The organism is Pseudocolwellia sp. AS88 (assembly GCF_030551755.1).
GTDB lineage: Bacteria > Pseudomonadota > Gammaproteobacteria > Enterobacterales > Alteromonadaceae > Pseudocolwellia.
In genome coordinates this window covers 46,925-66,318 of sequence record NZ_JAUPEC010000026.1, presented here as the reverse complement: position 1 = coordinate 66,318, position 19,394 = coordinate 46,925, and the positions used below count along the sequence as shown (strand labels likewise).

Annotated in this window: 13 protein-coding genes and 8 tRNA genes; 18 read left to right on the top strand and 3 right to left on the bottom strand. The window is 35.7% G+C overall.

The window, feature by feature from the left end:
- Together Q5N69_RS15665 and wecB are read left to right on the top strand one after the other, a co-directional pair.
- On the top strand, positions 1-105 hold a 105-nt coding region (locus Q5N69_RS15665), incomplete at its 5' end, for a hypothetical protein (protein ID WP_304370026.1).
- 374 nt (positions 106-479) lie between these two features.
- Complete coding sequence (wecB, locus tag Q5N69_RS15660) at positions 480-2,741, top strand: non-hydrolyzing UDP-N-acetylglucosamine 2-epimerase (RefSeq protein ID WP_304370022.1); 2,262 nt, start codon at positions 480-482, stop codon at positions 2,739-2,741.
- Between the two features lie 1,047 nt (positions 2,742-3,788).
- On the opposite strand, the gene Q5N69_RS15655 is transcribed toward wecB, so the two are convergent.
- Positions 3,789-3,865, bottom strand: a tRNA-Met gene (locus Q5N69_RS15655).
- A gap of 400 nt (positions 3,866-4,265) precedes the next feature.
- On the opposite strand from Q5N69_RS15655, the gene rlmKL reads away from it, so the two are divergent.
- The 4 genes from rlmKL to Q5N69_RS15635 all read left to right on the top strand — a co-directional run bounded on the left by rlmKL (position 4,266) and on the right by Q5N69_RS15635 (position 10,700).
- On the top strand, positions 4,266-6,395 hold the full coding sequence (gene rlmKL / locus Q5N69_RS15650) for a bifunctional 23S rRNA (guanine(2069)-N(7))-methyltransferase RlmK/23S rRNA (guanine(2445)-N(2))-methyltransferase RlmL (protein WP_304370021.1): 2,130 nt from the start codon (positions 4,266-4,268) through the stop codon (positions 6,393-6,395).
- A 283-nt stretch (positions 6,396-6,678) separates the two neighbouring features.
- Positions 6,679-6,909, top strand: coding sequence for a glutaredoxin family protein (locus Q5N69_RS15645; RefSeq protein ID WP_304370020.1), 231 nt, complete (start codon positions 6,679-6,681; stop codon positions 6,907-6,909).
- A 50-nt stretch (positions 6,910-6,959) separates the two neighbouring features.
- Entirely contained in the window at positions 6,960-8,876 is a 1,917-nt protein-coding gene (locus Q5N69_RS15640) for an ABC transporter ATP-binding protein (protein WP_304370019.1), read from the top strand.
- 24 nt (positions 8,877-8,900) lie between these two features.
- Complete coding sequence (locus Q5N69_RS15635) at positions 8,901-10,700, top strand: DUF3466 family protein (RefSeq protein ID WP_304370018.1); 1,800 nt, start codon at positions 8,901-8,903, stop codon at positions 10,698-10,700.
- A 115-nt stretch (positions 10,701-10,815) separates the two neighbouring features.
- Here the strand turns inward: Q5N69_RS15635 and fabA are convergent, their stop codons facing one another.
- Positions 10,816-11,331, bottom strand: a complete 516-nt coding sequence (gene fabA, locus Q5N69_RS15630; RefSeq protein WP_304370017.1) for a bifunctional 3-hydroxydecanoyl-ACP dehydratase/trans-2-decenoyl-ACP isomerase — start codon at positions 11,329-11,331, stop codon at positions 10,816-10,818.
- A 171-nt stretch (positions 11,332-11,502) separates the two neighbouring features.
- Between fabA and Q5N69_RS15625 the strand changes: the two genes are divergently transcribed.
- The 12 genes from Q5N69_RS15625 to Q5N69_RS15570 all read left to right on the top strand — a co-directional run bounded on the left by Q5N69_RS15625 (position 11,503) and on the right by Q5N69_RS15570 (position 17,550).
- A complete protein-coding gene (locus tag Q5N69_RS15625; protein ID WP_304370016.1) occupies positions 11,503-11,760 on the top strand; it encodes a hypothetical protein in 258 nt (85 codons plus the stop codon).
- Between the two features lie 159 nt (positions 11,761-11,919).
- The gene (gene uvrY / locus Q5N69_RS15620; RefSeq protein ID WP_304370015.1) at positions 11,920-12,564 is read left to right on the top strand and encodes a UvrY/SirA/GacA family response regulator transcription factor; all 645 of its coding nucleotides are present in this window, start codon (positions 11,920-11,922) and stop codon (positions 12,562-12,564) included.
- A gap of 26 nt (positions 12,565-12,590) precedes the next feature.
- Positions 12,591-14,414, top strand: coding sequence for an excinuclease ABC subunit UvrC (uvrC, locus tag Q5N69_RS15615; RefSeq protein ID WP_304370025.1), 1,824 nt, complete (start codon positions 12,591-12,593; stop codon positions 14,412-14,414).
- A gap of 54 nt (positions 14,415-14,468) precedes the next feature.
- On the top strand, positions 14,469-15,050 hold the full coding sequence (gene pgsA, locus Q5N69_RS15610; protein ID WP_304370014.1) for a CDP-diacylglycerol--glycerol-3-phosphate 3-phosphatidyltransferase: 582 nt from the start codon (positions 14,469-14,471) through the stop codon (positions 15,048-15,050).
- Between the two features lie 145 nt (positions 15,051-15,195).
- A tRNA-Gly gene (locus Q5N69_RS15605) sits at positions 15,196-15,271 on the top strand.
- Between the two features lie 55 nt (positions 15,272-15,326).
- Positions 15,327-15,400 (top strand) — tRNA-Cys (locus Q5N69_RS15600).
- A 4-nt stretch (positions 15,401-15,404) separates the two neighbouring features.
- A tRNA-Leu gene (locus Q5N69_RS15595) sits at positions 15,405-15,489 on the top strand.
- Positions 15,490-15,568: 79 nt separating this feature from the next.
- Positions 15,569-15,644 (top strand) — tRNA-Gly (locus Q5N69_RS15590).
- A 38-nt stretch (positions 15,645-15,682) separates the two neighbouring features.
- Positions 15,683-15,758 (top strand) — tRNA-Gly (locus tag Q5N69_RS15585).
- 70 nt (positions 15,759-15,828) lie between these two features.
- Positions 15,829-15,913, top strand: a tRNA-Leu gene (locus Q5N69_RS15580).
- Positions 15,914-16,033: 120 nt separating this feature from the next.
- Positions 16,034-16,118: transfer RNA gene (locus Q5N69_RS15575), tRNA-Leu, on the top strand.
- A gap of 196 nt (positions 16,119-16,314) precedes the next feature.
- Positions 16,315-17,550 (top strand): hypothetical protein, encoded by a 1,236-nt coding sequence (locus tag Q5N69_RS15570; protein WP_304370013.1) that lies wholly within the window; start codon positions 16,315-16,317, stop codon positions 17,548-17,550.
- A gap of 114 nt (positions 17,551-17,664) precedes the next feature.
- Here Q5N69_RS15570 and Q5N69_RS15565 read toward each other — a convergent pair whose 3' ends face one another.
- Entirely contained in the window at positions 17,665-19,314 is a 1,650-nt protein-coding gene (locus tag Q5N69_RS15565) for a YdiU family protein (RefSeq protein ID WP_304370012.1), read from the bottom strand.
- Positions 19,315-19,394 lie beyond the last annotated feature (80 nt).

Here is a 19,394-nt window from a genome sequence, read left to right as displayed (position 1 = left end):
CCTTCTGGCAACGCGCCAGAGTTACGTTGTTATGCTGAATCGACTAGTGATGAAAAAGCTAAGCAATTGGTTGTTCAGGTATTAGAGAAAGTTAAGACGATTTAGTTTACAAACTATATTGTTTACTGTTTGGCTAAACTGGTTAACTAAGTAACGTTTTAAACATGTAAAGCAAGGTTCATATACAAAAGCATTGATATCGATTTATCAGTGCTTTTTTTATATTTAACATCTTTGCTGTTTGAACTTGTGTTGTTATTAATTATTGATTTTGTTTTATTTAATAAAAAAATCAATTCTGTTATCATTTTGGCAGAAGCTTTATATTTACCGTCTAATATTAAGATTAAGAGACTTCGGAAAACTTTTGTAACTAGTTACTATAAAGATAAGTAGCGTTTTCTAAATTAACCCTTAATATTAATTTAATTAATACTTTTTGGTTTGAGTGTTTTCCCCTGACAATTTAAGTGAAACTAATGAAAATAGGTATTGTAGTAGGCACTAGGCCTGAAATTATAAAAATGGCTCCGGTTATTAGAGAATGTAAAAATAGAGGTATTCCTTATTTTATTATTCATTCTAACCAGCATTACTCTCAAGAAATGGATAGCATATTCTTTGACGAACTTGAGTTACCAAAACCACACTATAATTTAGGTGTTGGTTCAGGATTACATAGTAATCAAACGGGTAATATTCTGATTAAAATGGAACCTATTTTAGTTGATGAAAAACCTGATGTTGTTCTGGTACAGGGCGACACTAATACTGTTTTAGCGGGTGCGCTTGCCGCCTCTAAATTAGGTATTAAAGTAGGGCACATTGAGGCGGGCTTACGTAGTTATGACCGAACTATGCCTGAAGAAACTAACCGTATTATGACAGATCACATTAGTGATTTTCTTTTTGCGGTTGGCCCTAATCAAGAAACTATTCTGAAGAAAGAAGGTATTGATCATGCTAAAATCCACAAGGTGGGTAATACGGTATCAGATTCTTTATTTCAACATTTAGAGCTGTCTGCTGAGAAAAGTAAAATATTAGAAGAGTTAGATGTTAAGTCTAAAGAATTCTTTTTAGTTACAGCACATAGAGCGTCAAACGTTGATGTATCTGCTAATTTATTAGAGCTATTAGCGCTATTTGATAAGTTGCATGATAAGTATCAACAAACGATTGTGTGGCCAATTCATCCTCGTACACAAGCTAAGCTTAAAGAATTCAGTATTGAGTTACCAAGTTATTTAAAACTTATTCCGCCTATTGGTTACTTAGATTTTATTCAATTACAAAAGCATGCAAAACTTATTTTAACCGATTCTGGTGGTATTCAAGAAGAAGCGTGTTTATTAGGTGTTCCGTGTATTACTTTACGTGAAAACACTGAGCGTCCAGAGTCTATTGAAGTTGGCGCTAACGTTTTAGTTGGCCGTGATGGCGATAAAGCCATTGCTGCTGCTGAGAAATGGTTAGCTGCGGGTGATTTTCATTGGGAAAACCCGTTTGGTGACGGTCATGTTGCTGAATATATTCTTGATATTATTACCGGTAAAGAAGTTGATGAATCTGAAACGATTGTAGCGCGTAATGAAACCATTGCTGTAATTGGTATGGGTTATATGGGTTTACCTATTTCTAGCCTAATCGCTGAAGCGGGTTACCATGTTACGGGTGTTGATTTAAGCCAAGACAAAGTTGATTCAATTAATCGTGGCGAATGTCCGTTTGATGAAGTGGGTATGCCTGAGTTAATTAAGAAAGTTGTTGCTCAAGGTTTCTTAAAAGCATCAACAACTATTCCTTCAAGCGAAACTTACTTAATTGCTGTTCCTACTCCACATAAAGATAATAGTTGTGACAGAAGCTATGTTTTTGCTGCGGCTGATGCTGTTGCTAAAGTCGCTAAAGATGGTCAAACAGTTATTGTTGAGTCAACGATTTCACCACAAACAAGTATCGCAGTTGAAAAACGTTTTGCTGATGCTGGTGTAAATGTGAATGTTGTTCATTGTCCTGAACGTGCTATTCCAGGTGAAACGTTATTTGAATTAGTGAATAACGATCGAATTATTGGTGCATCAAACAGCGAAGCTCAACAAAAAGTTAAACGTTTGTACCAAAGCTTTGTTAAAGGCGAGGTTTTCTTAACGGATTTAACTACTGCTGAATGTGTGAAGTTAGTTGAAAACACTTCTCGTGACGTAAGCATAGCGTTTGCCAATGAGTTAGCTGAAATCAGTAAAGAATTGAACATTGATGTGTATGAAGTTATTCGCTTAGCGAACAGACATCCGCGCGTTAACGTTTTAACTCCTGGCCCTGGTGTAGGCGGACATTGTATTCCAATTGACCCTTGGTTCTTAGTTGAAAGCACTAAGTCGGGTGAGTTGGTTCGTTTGTCTCGTGCTATTAATGATCAACGTCCGGTGATAGTTGCTAACGATGCGATTGAATTATTAAAATCTGTTAACGGTACTAAAATTGGTATTTTAGGTGTTGCCTATAAAGCTAACGTTGATGATTGTCGTGAGACTCCAGCAGATGCGATTTTAGAACACTTTAAGTCTCAAGGTATCGAAACTAAATACCACGACCCTTATGTTCCTGCTTGGGATTGTGAGCGTGTTGAAACGTTAGCTGAAATGGAAGCATGGGCTGATGTTGTTATTTTAGTAACAGACCATGTTTGTTATAACGATTTAAGTGTAAGTATTCCGGTACTTAACACAAGAGCTTAGCTTTAGGTTTATTCTATAGGTATAAACTTATTTAGATAAGTTATTAAGCTTTATCGTATTGAAAAGCCGCTTTAACACAATGTTGTTAAAACGGCTTTTTGTTTTTTTTCAATATAAAACTGTCAGCTCATTACCCAAATTAATAGATCAACAACAGAGTGCACCGAGGGACTTCGTCCTCACAGAGGAAAGATTTATTGCTTTAAACAATTCGTGTAATTCGTTGGTAAATATCTTTTCAGCTAATTACACCAATTGCTCTAATTAAAAGATCAACCACAGAGCACACCGAGGTACTTCGTCCTGCACCGAGAAAAGATTTATTACTTTAAAAAATTCGTTGATTAGGCCTTTAGTAAATAGTGTTTTGAACTTCTCGGTGTGTGCGAAGCACAACTCTGTGCTCTCGGTGGTTAATTGCTTTGTCTTCCAATAAAAAAACTGTCAACTACTTACGCCAATTACTCTAATTAAAAGATAAACCATAGAGGAAGGGTTTTTAGTGTTTTAAATAATTCGTGAAATTAGGGTAATTCGTTGGTAAATATCTCATCAACTAATTACAACAATTGATCTAATTAAAAGATCAACCACAGAGAACACGGAGGGACTTCGTCCTACACAGAGTAAATATTAATAAAGAAAGAGTTTTATAGGTTTAAGAAATTCGTGGAATTCGTTGATAAACGTCTCTTTAGATAATTACGCGAATTCCTCTAATTAAAAGATCAACCCCAAAGAACAAAGAATAAGGTTTAGCTCTTGACCTGCCTCTTAAAGCGAAGCGCCTCTGTGGTAAATTATTTTTATCTTTCAATAATTGGTGAAATTAGTGTAATTCGTTGGTAAGGTCTTTTCAAACATTTGATTTTTTATAGATTGGTTGCGGGAGCCCTGAACTTATAAAGAATGAACTGACGACCAGAGTTATGAAAGTTATTAGTTAAACTTGAAAATTAGATTGGTTGTCGGAGCCCTGACTTTGTAAAGAGGGAACTGACGACTAGGTCGTTAATGGTGCTAATGGTATTTTTGAGTATTTTGAATTGGTTGCGGGAGCCAGATTTGAACTGACGACCTTCGGGTTATGAGCCCGACGAGCTACCAGGCTGCTCCATCCCGCGTCCGAATGGTTTAAGTGAACACTTAAACAAGCCTTAGAAGTTTTAATTCTCTCTAAAAGAATATTCTGCAAAGTTACCTCTGCTTGAATGAGGTGCATCATAAGGAGTGTGGTTATACTTTGCAACTGCTTTTATTGTTTAACTTGATAAATATTGAATGGTGCAAGTTTATCGAGCACTTTACGGTTTTTAAATGCACAATTTGGTGTTTTCAGGTATTTAGAGCAATCTTAGCAACAAACCTTTCTCTAAATAAAAATCCCAAATAATGATTAGTTACACATTTAATTAACCTAGAGACTAATATTATTCGTTAATTATCGTCTATTAAGAGTTAATAGGTTTAAGTACTGACGGTTCTTGTTTATAATCGCGCCATTAATTACTCTGGAAACCCTTTATGTATCAATTCTTAGCTCTAACATCTCCTGGTATCGAAGTTTTACTTTTTGAAGAAGTTAAAAAACTTGGTGGTGAATCTGTCGTTCAAAAACCTGAAGGTGTTTATTTTTCAGCAAGCCTTGAGATTGGCTACCGCATTAGTTTGTGGACGCGTTTATCTTCTAGGGTGCTATTAAAGCTAGGTGAGGGTGATGCAAACAATAAAGATGAGTTGTTTAAAGCGGCGTCTTTGATCAATTGGTCTGAAGTATTTTCAAACAAAAAAACATTTTCTGTTGATTTTGTTGGCCAGAGTGAAGAAATTCGAAATACCCAATTTGGTGGTTTAACCATTAAAGATGCGATTGTTGATCATTTCAGAGATAACGATTTAGAGCGTCCTACCGTACAAAAGTCTGACCCTGACATTAGCTTCCAAGCGCGTTTGTTAAGAAACAGTATCGCTATTTACCTAGACTTTTCAGGTCGTGGTTTATTCCAGCGTGGTTATCGTCAAAATAGTGGTGCTGCTCCGTTGAAAGAAAACTTAGCTGCAGCCATTATTCAACGTTCAGGTTGGTTGGCTGATACAACTAAGCCTTTATTAGATCCTATGTGTGGTTCAGGTACTATTTTAATAGAAGCTGTTTCTATGGCTGCTGGTGCCGCACCGTCCATTGATAGAGTGAAGTGGGGCTTTGAGAACTGGTTGAGTCATAGTCCTGCTGTTTGGGAAAATGTTTTTGATAAAGCTGTTGAAGCTACAAACACTGGCTTAGCTAATGTTAAGGTAAAAGTGTTTGGTAACGATATTGATAGCCGTGTTATTCATACCGCACAACAAAATGCGCGAATGGCTAAGCTTCAGCAATGTATCGACTTTTCATGTAAAGACTCTAACAACCTAAATAACACCTTTGGTAAAGAAGGTACAATTCTATTCAACCCGCCTTACGGTGTTCGTATTGGTGAGTTGCCAGAGTTAGTTGAAAACTTTGCTTTGTTTGGTAAAAAACTTAAATCACAATTCTTAAATTGGCGTGTTGTTATTTTAACAGCGAATGTTGAGTTGTTAAGCATGCTTAAGTTAGCGACATTTAAGCGTTATAAATTTAAAAATGGTCCATTAGATTGTCAATTAGCTCTTTATAACATTGATGCTAAACAAGCTGACAAAGATGCAAGTAATCCTAACAGCGATTTTGACCAAAAAGATTCAGCCTTTGCTAACCGCTTAGTTAAAAATAAAAAAGGCTTGAAAAACTGGCTCAAAAAAGAACAAATTGAATGTTACCGTTTATACGATGCTGATATTCCAGAATATAACGTTGCTGTAGACATTTATAATGAATATGTTGTTATTCATGAATATGCAGCACCATCAACAATTGATGAAGAAAAAGCGGCAAAACGTTTACAAGAAGTTATCTACTTCACTCCTAAAGTTTTGAATATACCAACTAGCCAAGTAGTGTTAAAAACACGTGCTAAGCAAAAAGGTAAAAATCAGTACGAGAAGGTAGATAAGAGTCAGCAATCTATCGTAGTAACGGAATATGGCGCTAAATTAAAAGTTAACTTGTGGGATTATTTAGATACAGGTTTATTTTTAGATCACCGTAAAACGCGTCAAATCGTTGCGCAAAAAGCTAAGAATAAAACCCTACTTAACCTTTTCGCTTATACAGGTTCTGTTTCTTTGCAAGCAGCTTTACATGGCGCGAGCGAAGTCACAACTGTTGATATGTCTAAAACCTACTTAGATTGGGCGCAAGACAACTTTACCTTGAATAAGTTATCTGGTCATAAGTATCAGTTTGTACAAGCAGATTGTTTGCAGTGGCTTAAAAATAATAAACAAAAATTTGATGTTGTTTTTATTGACCCGCCAACGTTTTCAAATTCTAAAAGAATGGAAGACAGCTTTGATGTGCAAAGTGATCATGTTGCACTAATTACTGACGGTTTGAATTCTTTAGCTGAGGGTGGCGAACTTATTTTTACCAACAATAAGCGTAACTTTAAGATGGACTTTGAAGCGATGGAGCTCTTGGGCGTAAAAGCACAAGCTATAACAGAGCAAACACGCGATAAAGATTTTTTACGTAACAAGCATATTCATAACAGTTGGTTGATCACAAAAATTTAAACTAATTAACCTCAACTCTGGTTAATGGATTTAATAACTCATTGATTTATTAAAGTATCTTTTAGCTTTATCAAGATTAAGAACATAAAAGGCCTTAATTCTCTCTCAATCATGAAATTTATGTGATTATCAAGGCATTTTTATAAACCAATAGCTGGCTATTGGGCGTAAAAATAACGTAGATAGGCGCTTAAATAGCATTATTGAGTAAAATAGCTTAACCCAAGCTGAGGTTAATCAACTTAGCAATAAGTTAATTACATGTAGAACGAATAGAAAGATTATGACAATAAAATACAACTTATACAGCAGTGAAGGCTGTCATCTATGCGAAGACGCGTTAGCCCTTTTTACAAAGGTTAAACCTTTAAGTGAAGTCAACATTATTGATATTGTTGAAGATGATAAATTAGTTGAATTATACGGTATTAGTATTCCGGTACTTGAAAGCATAAGCAGCGCTGAGAAGTTATTTTGGCCATTTACTCAAGCAGAAATTAGCCAGTTAACTTAAGCAAAATTTGCATAAACACAGATTACATAAATTAGAGTTGAAATAAATCAATGGAATTAATTCGTATCTCGCAAGGTGAGTTAGCCTTTGGCGAAGACAGCATTTTAGATAAAGCAGATTTAACCATTAAAACAGGCGAAAGAGTTTGTTTAGTGGGAAGAAATGGTGCCGGTAAGTCATCATTATTAAAGATTTTAAACGGCATGCAAAACCTTGACGATGGTCAGTTGCTTATGTCTAACAACGTTAAGTTAGCCATGCTTGAGCAAGATCCACCAGAGTCTTGCGACATGACGGTATTTGATTATGTTGCTCAAGGCGTTAAAGAAAATGCTGACTTAATTAAACAGTATCATTATTTGATCAGTTTGATTGGTGAAGATCCATCAGAAGATAACTTAAACAAGTTGTCTGATGTTCAGCAAAAATTAGATCAAGCTAATGCTTGGCAAGACGAACAACGCATTGATAAAGCTCTTACTACGTTAAAGCTTGAAGCTGACAAAATGGTACACGATTTATCAGGTGGTTGGTTACGTAAGTTAGCATTAGCAAAAGCTTTAGTTATTGAACCTGATGTTTTGTTACTTGATGAGCCAACTAACCATTTAGATATCAGCAGTGTGTTATGGCTTGAGCAATTCTTAAAAGACTTCCAAGGTACTATTGTATTTATTAGTCATGATAGGGCGTTTATCCGTGGTTTAGCGACACGTATTTTAGATTTAGACCGTGGTAAATTAACTAGTTACCCAGGTAATTACGACGAATACATTGAGCAAAAGCAACACGATTTACAAGTTGAAGCGCAGCAAAATGCCTTATTCGATAAAAAATTAGCTGAAGAAGAAGTTTGGATACGCCAAGGTGTTAAAGCACGTAGAACGCGTAATGAAGGTCGTGTGCGTTCATTAGAGAAACTTCGAGCGGAACGTGAGCAACGTCGTGAAGTTAAAAACCAAGGTGGTATCAATATCACTCATGGTGATCGTTCAGGTAAGTTAGTATTTGAATGTGAAAACTTAAACATGACCTTTGGTGATAAAACTATTATCAATGCCTTAGATTTATTAATGATACGTGGCGATCGATTGGCTTTAATTGGTGCTAACGGTACAGGTAAGTCAACGTTAATTAAGTTGATTATGGAGAAGCTTCAACCTACATCAGGCACAATGCGCAGCGGTGTTAATCTAGACGTAGCTTATTTCGACCAGCACAGAGAAGCGCTTGATTTAAGTAAAACGGTTCAAGATACTGTTGCTGAAGGTAAGCAAGAAGTTACCGTTAATGGCAAAACTCGTCATGTACTTGGTTACTTACAAGATTTCTTATTCAGTCCTAAACGTGCACGTACCCCGGTAAGAGCTTTATCAGGTGGTGAGAAAAACCGTTTACTATTAGCTCGTCTGTTTTTACGTCCAAGTAATTTACTTATTTTAGATGAACCAACAAACGATCTAGATATAGAAACCCTTGAATTATTAGAAGAAGTCGTTGCAAATTATTCAGGAACGGTTATTTTAGTGAGCCATGATCGCGACTTCGTAAATAACTGTGTTAATACCTGTTTATATTTCGACGGTACTGGGGATGTTACTCAAATCGTTGGTGGTTATGATGATGTAGATAGTTACATTGCTTACAAAGACGAACAACGCCAAAAAATGGCTGACAATCATCCAAAAGTTAAAACGGCTAAAAACGATAACAGTGCAGCTAAACCGGTTAAAAAAGCTGAGAAGAAAAAGCTATCTTTTAAAGAAGCTAAAGAGCTTGAAGCGCTGCCTTTAGAAATTGAAGAATTAGAAAATTTAATTGAAACATTACAAGAACAAGTTAACCAATCTGACTTCTTTACCAGTAATGATGAAGTACACACCAAAAAAATATTGAACCAGCTTGAAGAAACAGAGTCCAAGCTCGAAGTAACTTATGCTAGATGGCAACAGTTAGACGAATTGTAATACAAAATTGAGAGTTAGTTATTGATGAAAAAATTTGCAAAAAGAATACTCGCATTAAGTGTTTGTAGTGCGTTAGTTGGCACAACCGTTCACGCTGCTTCTTACGAAGTAATCGATAAAGGTGCCGCAGACACTCACAAATACACTTTTGCTATACAAGAAAATAACTCAGGCGAAATGGTGATCTCGGGCACTCAGGCCTACAACTTTTCTGTTCAATATGAGTTCTTAGATGAAGACGACTTTGACAGTATTGTTTCACTTGCAAGTTTAAGCCACGAATTCACGTTGGTTTATGATGACATTGAAGATGAAGAAGCTTTAAGAGCGGGTACGCCTACTGAAAATGATTCTTTTTGGGCATTAAGTTACATCATTAGCTTAAGTTCAAACCTTGCTTATCAAAAATATGGTGACGTTGCTGCGTTGCTTAATACAGGTGATGCTTCTGAAGAATTTAGTATTTTTGATACTGGTTTTGATGGTGAGCCTACTACGGTTAGCAGTGAACTAACACGTTCAACAGTCGATTTTGTTAATGGTATTACTAACAACAGTTGGATTTATGGTAGTGCAAGCGCCCCTTATCTACCTGTTGAAATTGTTAACGACCAAGACACCGAAGACACTAGTGATGATACAAGTGTAAACTACTGGTTAAGAGAGTTCAGTACTCGTGGTTTCTATTCACTTGACCGTGGTAATACGATTATCCCATTAATCGCACCTGAGTCTACTTACGGTGGCGTTTCTGTTGTATCAGACATTAATGAAAGTGGTGTTGCTATTGGTTACGCAAGTACTAGTATTTCTGAGGATGCTGTTGAATTTATTGAAGAAAACTGTTCAACAGAAGAGCAGTTAGAAGAACTACCATTTGACGTGTGTTTAGATCTTGTTTTAACGAATAACGGTTTAACTTTAGATAACCTGTATTCTACTGAAGCATTTAAATGGACCATTAATAGCAGTGGTGAGATTGAAAACTCAGAAACATTGGGTTACTTAGTAACTCCTCATGAAGATGATACCCGTGAATTACAAAGTGTTGCTCAAGCAATAAACGACTCAGGTGTTGTTGTAGGCTATTCTCATGGTTGGTTCGACAATGATGTACAAACACCTGATGAGTTTGAAACAAGATCAACGTATGCTGTAGTTTTTAACAACAATAGAGTTGTTGATATCAATACAGATCATGAAACTTATTTTAGTTCACGTGCAACTGATATAAACAATAATGATATTGCTGTTGGTTATTTAAGTAAAACTATTAGTGGTTCTACTCGTAGCGTTTTCTATTATGCTGATGTAAGTAACTTAGATAATATTGAAGCTGTATTACCTGATGTGTTTTTTACAGGTAGTTCTACTATTCCAAGATCAATTAACGAAGATGGTTTTGTTGTTGGTTCTGCTGAAGTAGAAACTGATATTACTACAGATGGTAGTTCACGTCGTACCCATGGTTTTATTTACGATATTGGTTCTGATAACTTTATTGATTTAAATAGCTATTTACCATGTGATTCTGAATATACGATTATTGATGCACAGAGTATCAACGACAATAACGAAATTTCAGCAACAGCGTTAATTAGAATTAATGCTCGTGATTACTTTGGTAATGAGTTAATTGACGAAACAGATGGTTCTCCTATTACTGAAGAAGTGGTGAGAGCAGTAAGACTTCAACCAATTCCTAACGGCATAGTTGAAGACTGCTCTGCAGATGAAGAAGTGACAGAACGACAAGGTGCAAGCTTTGGTTTATTCACTCCGTTAGTATTATTGCTTATCGGTTTCAGAAGAAGATTTAAATAAGCGTTTTTTCTAGAGAGTTACTTTAGCTTTATATACTGAAGTAACTTTTTTAGTAAAATTTAAAGCAAAAAAAAACACCTTAATTGGTGTTTTTTTGTATTTGTTTTTAGATTTTTTAGAAAGATGAAGTATCTGTGAATAAGCCTACTTTTAAATCTTTAGCTGTGTAAATTACTTTACCGTCTACAGCAACTGTACCGTCAGCAATACCCATAAATAATTTACGCTTGATAACGCGCTTGAAGGTAATTGTGTAAGTTACTTTTTTAGCTGTAGGTAATACTTGACCCGTAAATTTAACTTCTCCTACACCTAAAGCTCTGCCTCTACCTGGTCCACCAGACCATGCAAGGTAAAAACCAACTAATTGCCACATAGCATCTAAGCCTAAACAACCAGGCATTACTGGGTCGCCTTTAAAATGACAATCAAAAAACCATAAGTCAGGATTGATATCTAATTCAGCAACAATTTCACCTTTACCGTGCTCGCCGCCATCTTCATTTATTTTTAAAATGCGATCCATCATTAACATGTTGTCAGATGGTAATTGGCTGTTACCTTCGCCAAACATTTCACCTGTACCAGCTTTGACTAAATCTTCTTTGCTATAAGCGTTTTTTTGTTCCATGATTTTTGGATCCCAACTTTTGATTACATTATTAAATTTAAAGGCGATACTTTAGCGAACAGTTGTACACTAAACAACTCTGAACAGTTAAATAATACATTTTTATTGCGTTTTTTTTAGTTATGCGTAACCATAATGCGAAGTTATCGTAATTGTTAAGGCTAAAATAATATGGAAGTGACTAAAAAAAAGGCAATGACCAACGCGGAAAAGCAAAAGAAATACCGTGAACGACAAAAAGAGAAAGGTATGCGTGAAATGCGTGGTTATCTATCGCAAGAAGCACTAGAGTGTTACCAACTCATTGCAGAGCAGACACAATGGTCTGACAGTACTATTATGAGTAATGCGGTGCGTTTAACTTATGCCGCATATAAGAACGGCCAAATAGGCTTATTAAATAGCTGGCTCACAAAAAACAAACTTTAAGTTTTGCATGTGAATTACACAGATAACATTTGTGTGATTAAATAATATTAAAATACATAACCTTTTTTATAAGTAATATGTATAGTGTTTTCAATTTTCCTTATTTATATTTTTATTAATAGGGCGTTTATAACCTAATTTAGGTTGAGGTGTATTGCGTTGATTAATGTTTTATTGGTTGATGATCATGAGTTGGTAAGAACGGGTATCCGTAAAATTCTCGATGAAGTGAAAGGCATAAAAGTTATTGGCGAAGCTGCAACAGGCGAAGAAGCCATAAAGTTTTGTCGTAAAACTGAGCCTGATGTTATTTTGATGGATATGCAAATGCCAGGTATGGGCGGCTTAGAAGCGACCAAGAAACTTATTCGATATGCTCCAGATATTAAAATAATCGTTTTAACGGTATACACCGAAGCGACTATTCCAACAAAAGTTATGCAAATTGGTGCGTCAGGTTATTTAACTAAAAGTACGTGTCCGAATGAGATGGTTATCGCAATACGTGCTGTAAATAGTGGCCAGCGTTATATCTCATTAGATATCGCTCAGCAAATGGCGTTAAACCAATCTAAGTCTCCAGATGAAAATCCTTTTAATTTATTATCTGAGAGAGAGTTACAAATCATGTTAATGATAACGCGCGGCGAAAAGGTGCCAGATATATCTGAACGACTTATGCTGAGCAGTAAAACTATTAACAGCTATAGATACCGCATGTTCGAAAAACTTAATGTGAGTAATGATGTAGAGCTTACGCATTTAGCGATAAGACACGGAATGCTACAAACCGAAAAGTTATAAAATTGTCAGATACAAATCCACCTCAAATCTCTAGTTTTGATCATAAGTCCTTTTTGTCTAATGTTAGCGAACAAGCTGGCGTTTATAGGATGTATGATCAAGACCAAACAATTATTTATGTTGGTAAAGCGAAAAATCTTAAAAAAAGATTGTCGAGTTACTTTCGTAAAGATGTTGGTAGCAATAAAACCAAAGCCTTAGTGAGTCGTATCAGTGTTATTGATGTAACGGTTACTCATACTGAAGGCGAAGCGTTAATTCTTGAAAATAACTATATTAAGAAATACCAACCAAAATATAACATTCTATTAAGAGACGATAAGTCTTACCCTTATTTGCTGATAACCGATCACAAGCATCCTAAGTTAGGTTTGCATCGCGGCGGTAGAAAAGTAAAAGGTGAGTATTTTGGCCCTTACCCAACGGTTGGTGCTGTTTGGGAAAGCTTAAGATTAATGCAGAAGCTTTTTCCTTTACGCCAATGTGAAGATAGTTATTATCGTGCACGCACAAGGCCTTGTTTACAACATCAACTAGGACGTTGTTCAGCTCCTTGTGTAGATAAAATATCGAAAGATGATTATTCAGATCAAGTAAAGTTGGCTAAATTGTTTTTAAGAGGCAAGAACTCTGATGTAATCAAAGAGCTTGTCACTAAAATGGAAACAATGAGCCAACAATTAGAGTTTGAAAAGGCGGCTAAATACCGAGATCAAATTTCTACATTAAGAAAAGTACAACAGCAACAGTACGTCAGTGGGTTAGCGGCTGAGTTGGATGTTGTTGGTTTGCATCGAATTAGAAGTTTAGCTTGTGTTCATATTTTATTTATTCGTGATCAAAAAATCTTAGGTAGTAAAAGCTATTTTCCTACGGTTCCTGCAGATACAGATGATAGCGAGATTATTGAAGCATTTATCAGTCAACATTATTTGGGTGATGATCTTAAAGCCGCGCGTATCCCAAAAGAAATTGTTATTCCTACGGCTATTGAATCTGTGAAAGAGCTTAAGCATTTGTTAAGCAAGCAGGCAGAGAGCGATGTTAAAATTTCACATAACGTGAGATCTGAACGTACCCAATATTTAAAGTTGGCGCAAACCAATGCACAGAATGCTTTATTAACTAAAAATAGCGAAAAAGAATCTATTCAAGCGCGTTTTTCTGCATTGAACGAAGTATTTGAGTTAACAGGTGGTATAAACCGCATGGAGTGCTTTGATATTAGCCATACAATGGGACAACAGACTGTCGCTTCTAATGTTGTGTTCGATCAAAATGGACCGCTCAAAAGCGATTACAGAAGATATAACGTCCATGGTATTACACCCGGTGATGATTATGCCGCTATGGCTTTCGCTCTAAATAAACGTTATACCAATGCAAGTTTAGAAAAAATGCCTGATATTGTTTTTATTGATGGTGGTAAAGGGCAGTTAGCTAAAGCAGAAGAATATTTCGCTGAATTAAAGTTAGAAAAAACGCCCTTACTTGTGGGCGTGGCAAAAGGGGAGTCGCGTAAACCTGGTTTAGAAACGTTAATTCTTGCTGGTAGCCATCAGCTAATTTCGTTACCTGCTACTTCTCCTGCTTTACATTTGGTTCAGCATATTCGTGATGAGTCTCATCGATTCGCTATAGCGGGTCATAGAGCTAAACGTCAAAAGGTAAGTAAAAAGTCAGCCCTGGAATCAATTGAAGGCATAGGCGCTAAAAAACGCCAAGCTTTATTAAAGTATTTAGGCGGTATGCAAGAGGTTCTTGCAGCCGATGTTAAAACTTTAACTAAAGTTCCTGGGATTAGTGATGTACTAGCGCAAAATATTTATGATGCGTTACATGACAATTAATCATTAATCTGTGTAAAATAACTATTAATCAAGCGCTGTAAAATTAAGTAGATTATGTGGACTATCCCGAATCAAGTTACCCTTTTTAGAATTGTTTTAATTCCTGTCTTTGTTTTAGTTTTTTATCTTCCAATATCATGGAATCACTTTGGTGCTTTTGTTGTTTTTTGGTTTGCTGCTGTAAGTGATGCAGTAGATGGATATTTAGCACGTAAGTTAAATCAATCATCGGCTTTTGGAGCATTTATTGATCCAGTGGCAGATAAACTCATGGTGGTTTGTGCATTAGCCATGTTAATTGAAAATTATGGCGTGTGGTATATCACTATACCTGCCGCATTAATGATTTCTCGTGAAATATTTATAAGTGCCTTGCGTGAATTTATGTCTTCAAGAGGAAAAAGAGAAGAAGTTGCAGTTTCTAATTCGGGCAAATATAAAACTGCTGCTCAAATGTTAGGCATTATGGGACTTATTTGGCAACCGACTTATGATATACCATTTATTTTCTTTAATATTCCGCAAGAATTTTTTATGTTTCTTACTTATTCTTTCTATTTTATTGCGACAATTTTAACTTTTACCTCAATGTGGACTTATTTTAAAGCTGCTTGGCCAGAGCTAAAAGCTAAATAATAACCAAGTATTGCAGGTAATTAGCTAAAAAAACACCATATAAGCTGCTTTTTAAGCACTTGAAATAAAATTGAAATTAAAGTGTTGACTCACAATAATATCAATGTAAAATGCGTTTCCAGTTGACAGGGAGTCAGCAGATGAAGCGGCTGTAGCTCAGTTGGTAGAGCATCACGTTGCCAACGTGAATGTCACGAGTTCGAGTCTCGTTAGCCGCTCCAATTTCTCTTTATTGAGGATTCTAGGGAATACTACTCAACTCGTAGTGAATGATTTGGCGGGTTGGCAGAATGGCTATGCAGCGGATTGCAAATCCGTGGACCTCGGTTCGACTCCGGGACCCGCCTCCATAATGCCCGGGTGGTGGAATTGGTAGACACAAGGGATTTAAAATCCCTCGCCGAAAAGCGTGCCGGTTCAAGTCCGGCTCCGGGTACCATTTCATTATTGCAGGTTGGGTTTTAGAAAAGTGACTACATATTAGCGTATGTAGGTGGTATAAAGTAAAAGATAGATGCGCGGCTGTAGCTCAGTTGGTAGAGCATCACGTTGCCAACGTGAATGTCACGAGTTCGAGTCTCGTTAGCCGCTCCAATCTTTTATTAAAATAGTAAGTTTACTTACGAAATGAAGCGGCTGTAGCTCAGTTGGTAGAGCATCACGTTGCCAACGTGAATGTCACGAGTTCGAGTCTCGTTAGCCGCTCCAATTTTTCAAAGAATAATTTTGATGTTTAAGTAGGTAACCAATATCTACTATAAAAAATACTTATCTCGATGCCCGGGTGGTGGAATTGGTAGACACAAGGGATTTAAAATCCCTCGCCGAAAAGCGTGCCGGTTCAAGTCCGGCTCCGGGTACCATTAAGTTTTACTAAATATTATCTTCATTCCAAATTACAATTTTATTATTTTGAATTTATCTTTATTTTCGAAATAATTAAGTAGGGAACCAATCTCTACTATAAAAAATAATCTCTCGATGCCCGGGTGGTGGAATTGGTAGACACAAGGGATTTAAAATCCCTCGCCGAAAAGCGTGCCGGTTCAAGTCCGGCTCCGGGTACCATTTTTTATTTTTAAATCTCTTTTTCATCTAATCAGAATAAAACTTCAATTTAATTCTCACTTCGATTTAACTTATACTTCTATCATTTATTTCTATTTAGCTTCTTATTAAACTCTATAAAAGACATCAAGCACGTTATAATCTTTGTTGAACATCAATATGCTTTGTAATAACAATAATAGAATGATCTAATTGAATGAAAAATATATCTAAATATTTAGAGCAATATGCTGAGCAGCACATTGTTGAATGTGGAACTCGGCTCGTTAATTATTTAACTCTGCTCTTAACCGATTCAATAACTAAACCTTTAACTTTTGAACATGTTGTTGTTATTCCTGCTTATAAAGAATCACCTGACTTTATTGAACGTCTTTTATCATCACCTTTAATAGAGCAAAACGTTTTATTTATTATTGTAATTAATCAGCCTGATAGTGATGAAGATAATAACTTGCAACAATCTTTAGCTGATTTTATTAAAAATTCAGGCAACTCTGAATTTAAACATGAAAGCTTAGAGTTAATTTCTACAAATAAATCGAGTTCTTTTTTAATTATTGATGCTTTTACTCAACCGTTAGCCGTTGATCATGGTGTTGGTCTTGCACGTAAAATAGGATCTGATCTTGCACTATTGTTAAAAAGTGAAAATATCATCAAATCTGAATGGATCCATTCGACAGATGCCGATTCTCATTTACCCAATGATTATTTTCTTGCTACTCAATCTTTAAACCAAACTAAAAATATTTCTGCCGTGAGTTATAACTTTACTCATGTGAGTGATGATCTAGATATTCATACTGCTAACAGTTTGTACGAAACCGCACTTAGGTATTATGTTAAGGGGTTAACATTTGCTGGTTCACAATATAATTTCTTTACTATAGGTAGTGTTATTGCTTTTAAAGCTAAAGATTATGCAATGGTACGTGGATTCCCTAAACGTAGTGCAGGTGAAGATTTTTATTTATTAAATAAATTGGCTAAATTAGGCAAGGTTGAGTTTTTAAAAGATACCCTTGTTAAAATTGATGCTAGAACATCAGATCGTGTTCCATTTGGTACGGGACCTTCAGTGGCTAATATTTTGCAGTTAAAAATTAATAACCAAGCTTATTGTTATTATCATCCTCAAATTTTTGCAGAATTAAAAACTTGTTTAGTACATTTTAATTCTTTGTGGGAACACAGGTTAATTTTTGAATCGTGGTTGAGTGAGCTATCTACAGAAACTCAGCAAGCTTTATTAGAAGCTAAGCTTGATGGTTTTGTTAGTAAACAAAAAAATAATAATCAAACCCAATTTAATAAGCAGTTACATGTTTGGTTCGATGCATTTAAAACTTTAAAGTTTATTCATAGTTTACGTGAACAGAAGTACGCTGATATTCCATTAGAGCAGAGCATTGAGCTCGCTAAGTTTTAATTATAAAAAAAATCGATTCATCTTAATTAATGAATCATTTTTCTCAGTTATTAAGCTGTTAAGTTATTAACCAGAAAGCCTGTATGACTTTTATGAGTAATATTTACTAAATTTTTATGAACTGCACGACAACATTGAGCAACCAACTTTGTTTTTAGCCCAATCCGGGCGTTTAGCCGCATATTTATCATATTTTTTTTGTTCATCGTAAGGGTTTTTAAGTAATTCATGTAAACGATGTATTTCGCTAAAGTCGCCATTTTCAGCTTTATCTATAGCTTGTTGAGATAAATAATTTCTTAATACGTATTTAGGATTTACCTTATTCATTTTTAAGGCACGATCTGAGTCGTTATATGTTTCAAGGGTAAATCTTTCATGATATTTACTCATCCATAGAGTTAGCTTTTCTATATAAGCATCATCTAGTTGTTCAAGGTTGTAATAACAAGGTTTAAAATGTTGAATTAATATTTTTGATATTTGAGTCGAATTCATTTCGTTTTCACTAAAGTCAAAGGTAGCTAACAAGCGGAAGAAAATAGTCATGTCTGTTTCAGCTTCTTCAAGCAGCACTTCAAGGTTTTTAGCGAGTAAAGTTTCTTCTTTCTCATCAGCTAAGTTAGCAGTTAAGCCAAGCTTGCTCATCATCATTTTATGCCACTTTTGTTCATACATTTTGGTATAACTTTCAACTTTAGCTTGTAACTCTTCAACACTGCCAATTAATGGTACCAGTGAGTTAGCTAATTGGCACAAATTCCATAAGCTGATAACTGATTGCCCGCCAAAACGATAACGTTTATTTTGACTGTCGGTAGTATTCGGTGTCCATCCTAAATCAAAATTATCAATCCAACCGTAAGGTCCAAAGTCGATTGTTTCACCAATAATCGACATGTTGTCTGTGTTCATAACACCATGAACAAAGCCTACTCGCATCCAATGAATAATAAGGTCGCTTGTTGTCTCACAAATTTCGTTAAACCAAGCTAAGTAAGTTTCTTTGCTGATCAATGCCGCTTTACTTTCAGTATCACTTCCTTTGCCATTTTGTGGTAGTAGGTGAGGGAAGTCGTGAGTAATGCTGTAATTCACCATTTGAGTTAATAGCTTTAGATCTCTGCGCATTGCGGGTAATTGAATAGAGCCAAATCTCATGAATGATGAGGATACACGACAAACAACAGCGCCTAATTCTGGAGCTGCATTTCCGTTATACATAATATCTCTAATAATATGTTCGCCAGTTAAGCATAAACTTAATGCTCGTGTTGTTGGTACACCTAAATGATACATAGCTTCAGAGCACAAAAACTCTCTTACCGAAGAACGCAAAACTGCACAACCATCTGCTGTTCTTGAATAAGGTGTTGGACCTGCACCTTTTAATTGAAGAGTTTGAGAACCGTGTTTATCAGTTATAACTTCTCCCAAATTAATCGCTCGACCATCACCTAATTGTCCTGCCCAATTACCAAACTGGAAACCGCCATAACACATAGCATATGGTTGCATGCCTTCAATTAATTTATTACCCGTAAATATTTGTGCAAAATCGTCTGAGCTAATAAATTCTTCAGTAAAATTAAACATCTGTGCAACTTCACTAGCCACAATTATGGTTTTAGGTTGTTGTACTTTAATTGGCATAGCTTCTGAATAGGCTGCGTGCTGAACTTGTCGTGGATAGCTTTCTACAATCGGATCTGCGCTAAGTTCTTTTCGGAATGTATTATTGAAGTTTAATTTAAGTTTTTGCACAATATCTCACTGTAGTGTTACATCGGGCCAAGTTATGATTAAACTTGGTTTAATGCTGAGTATTTACTTATAGATTCAGT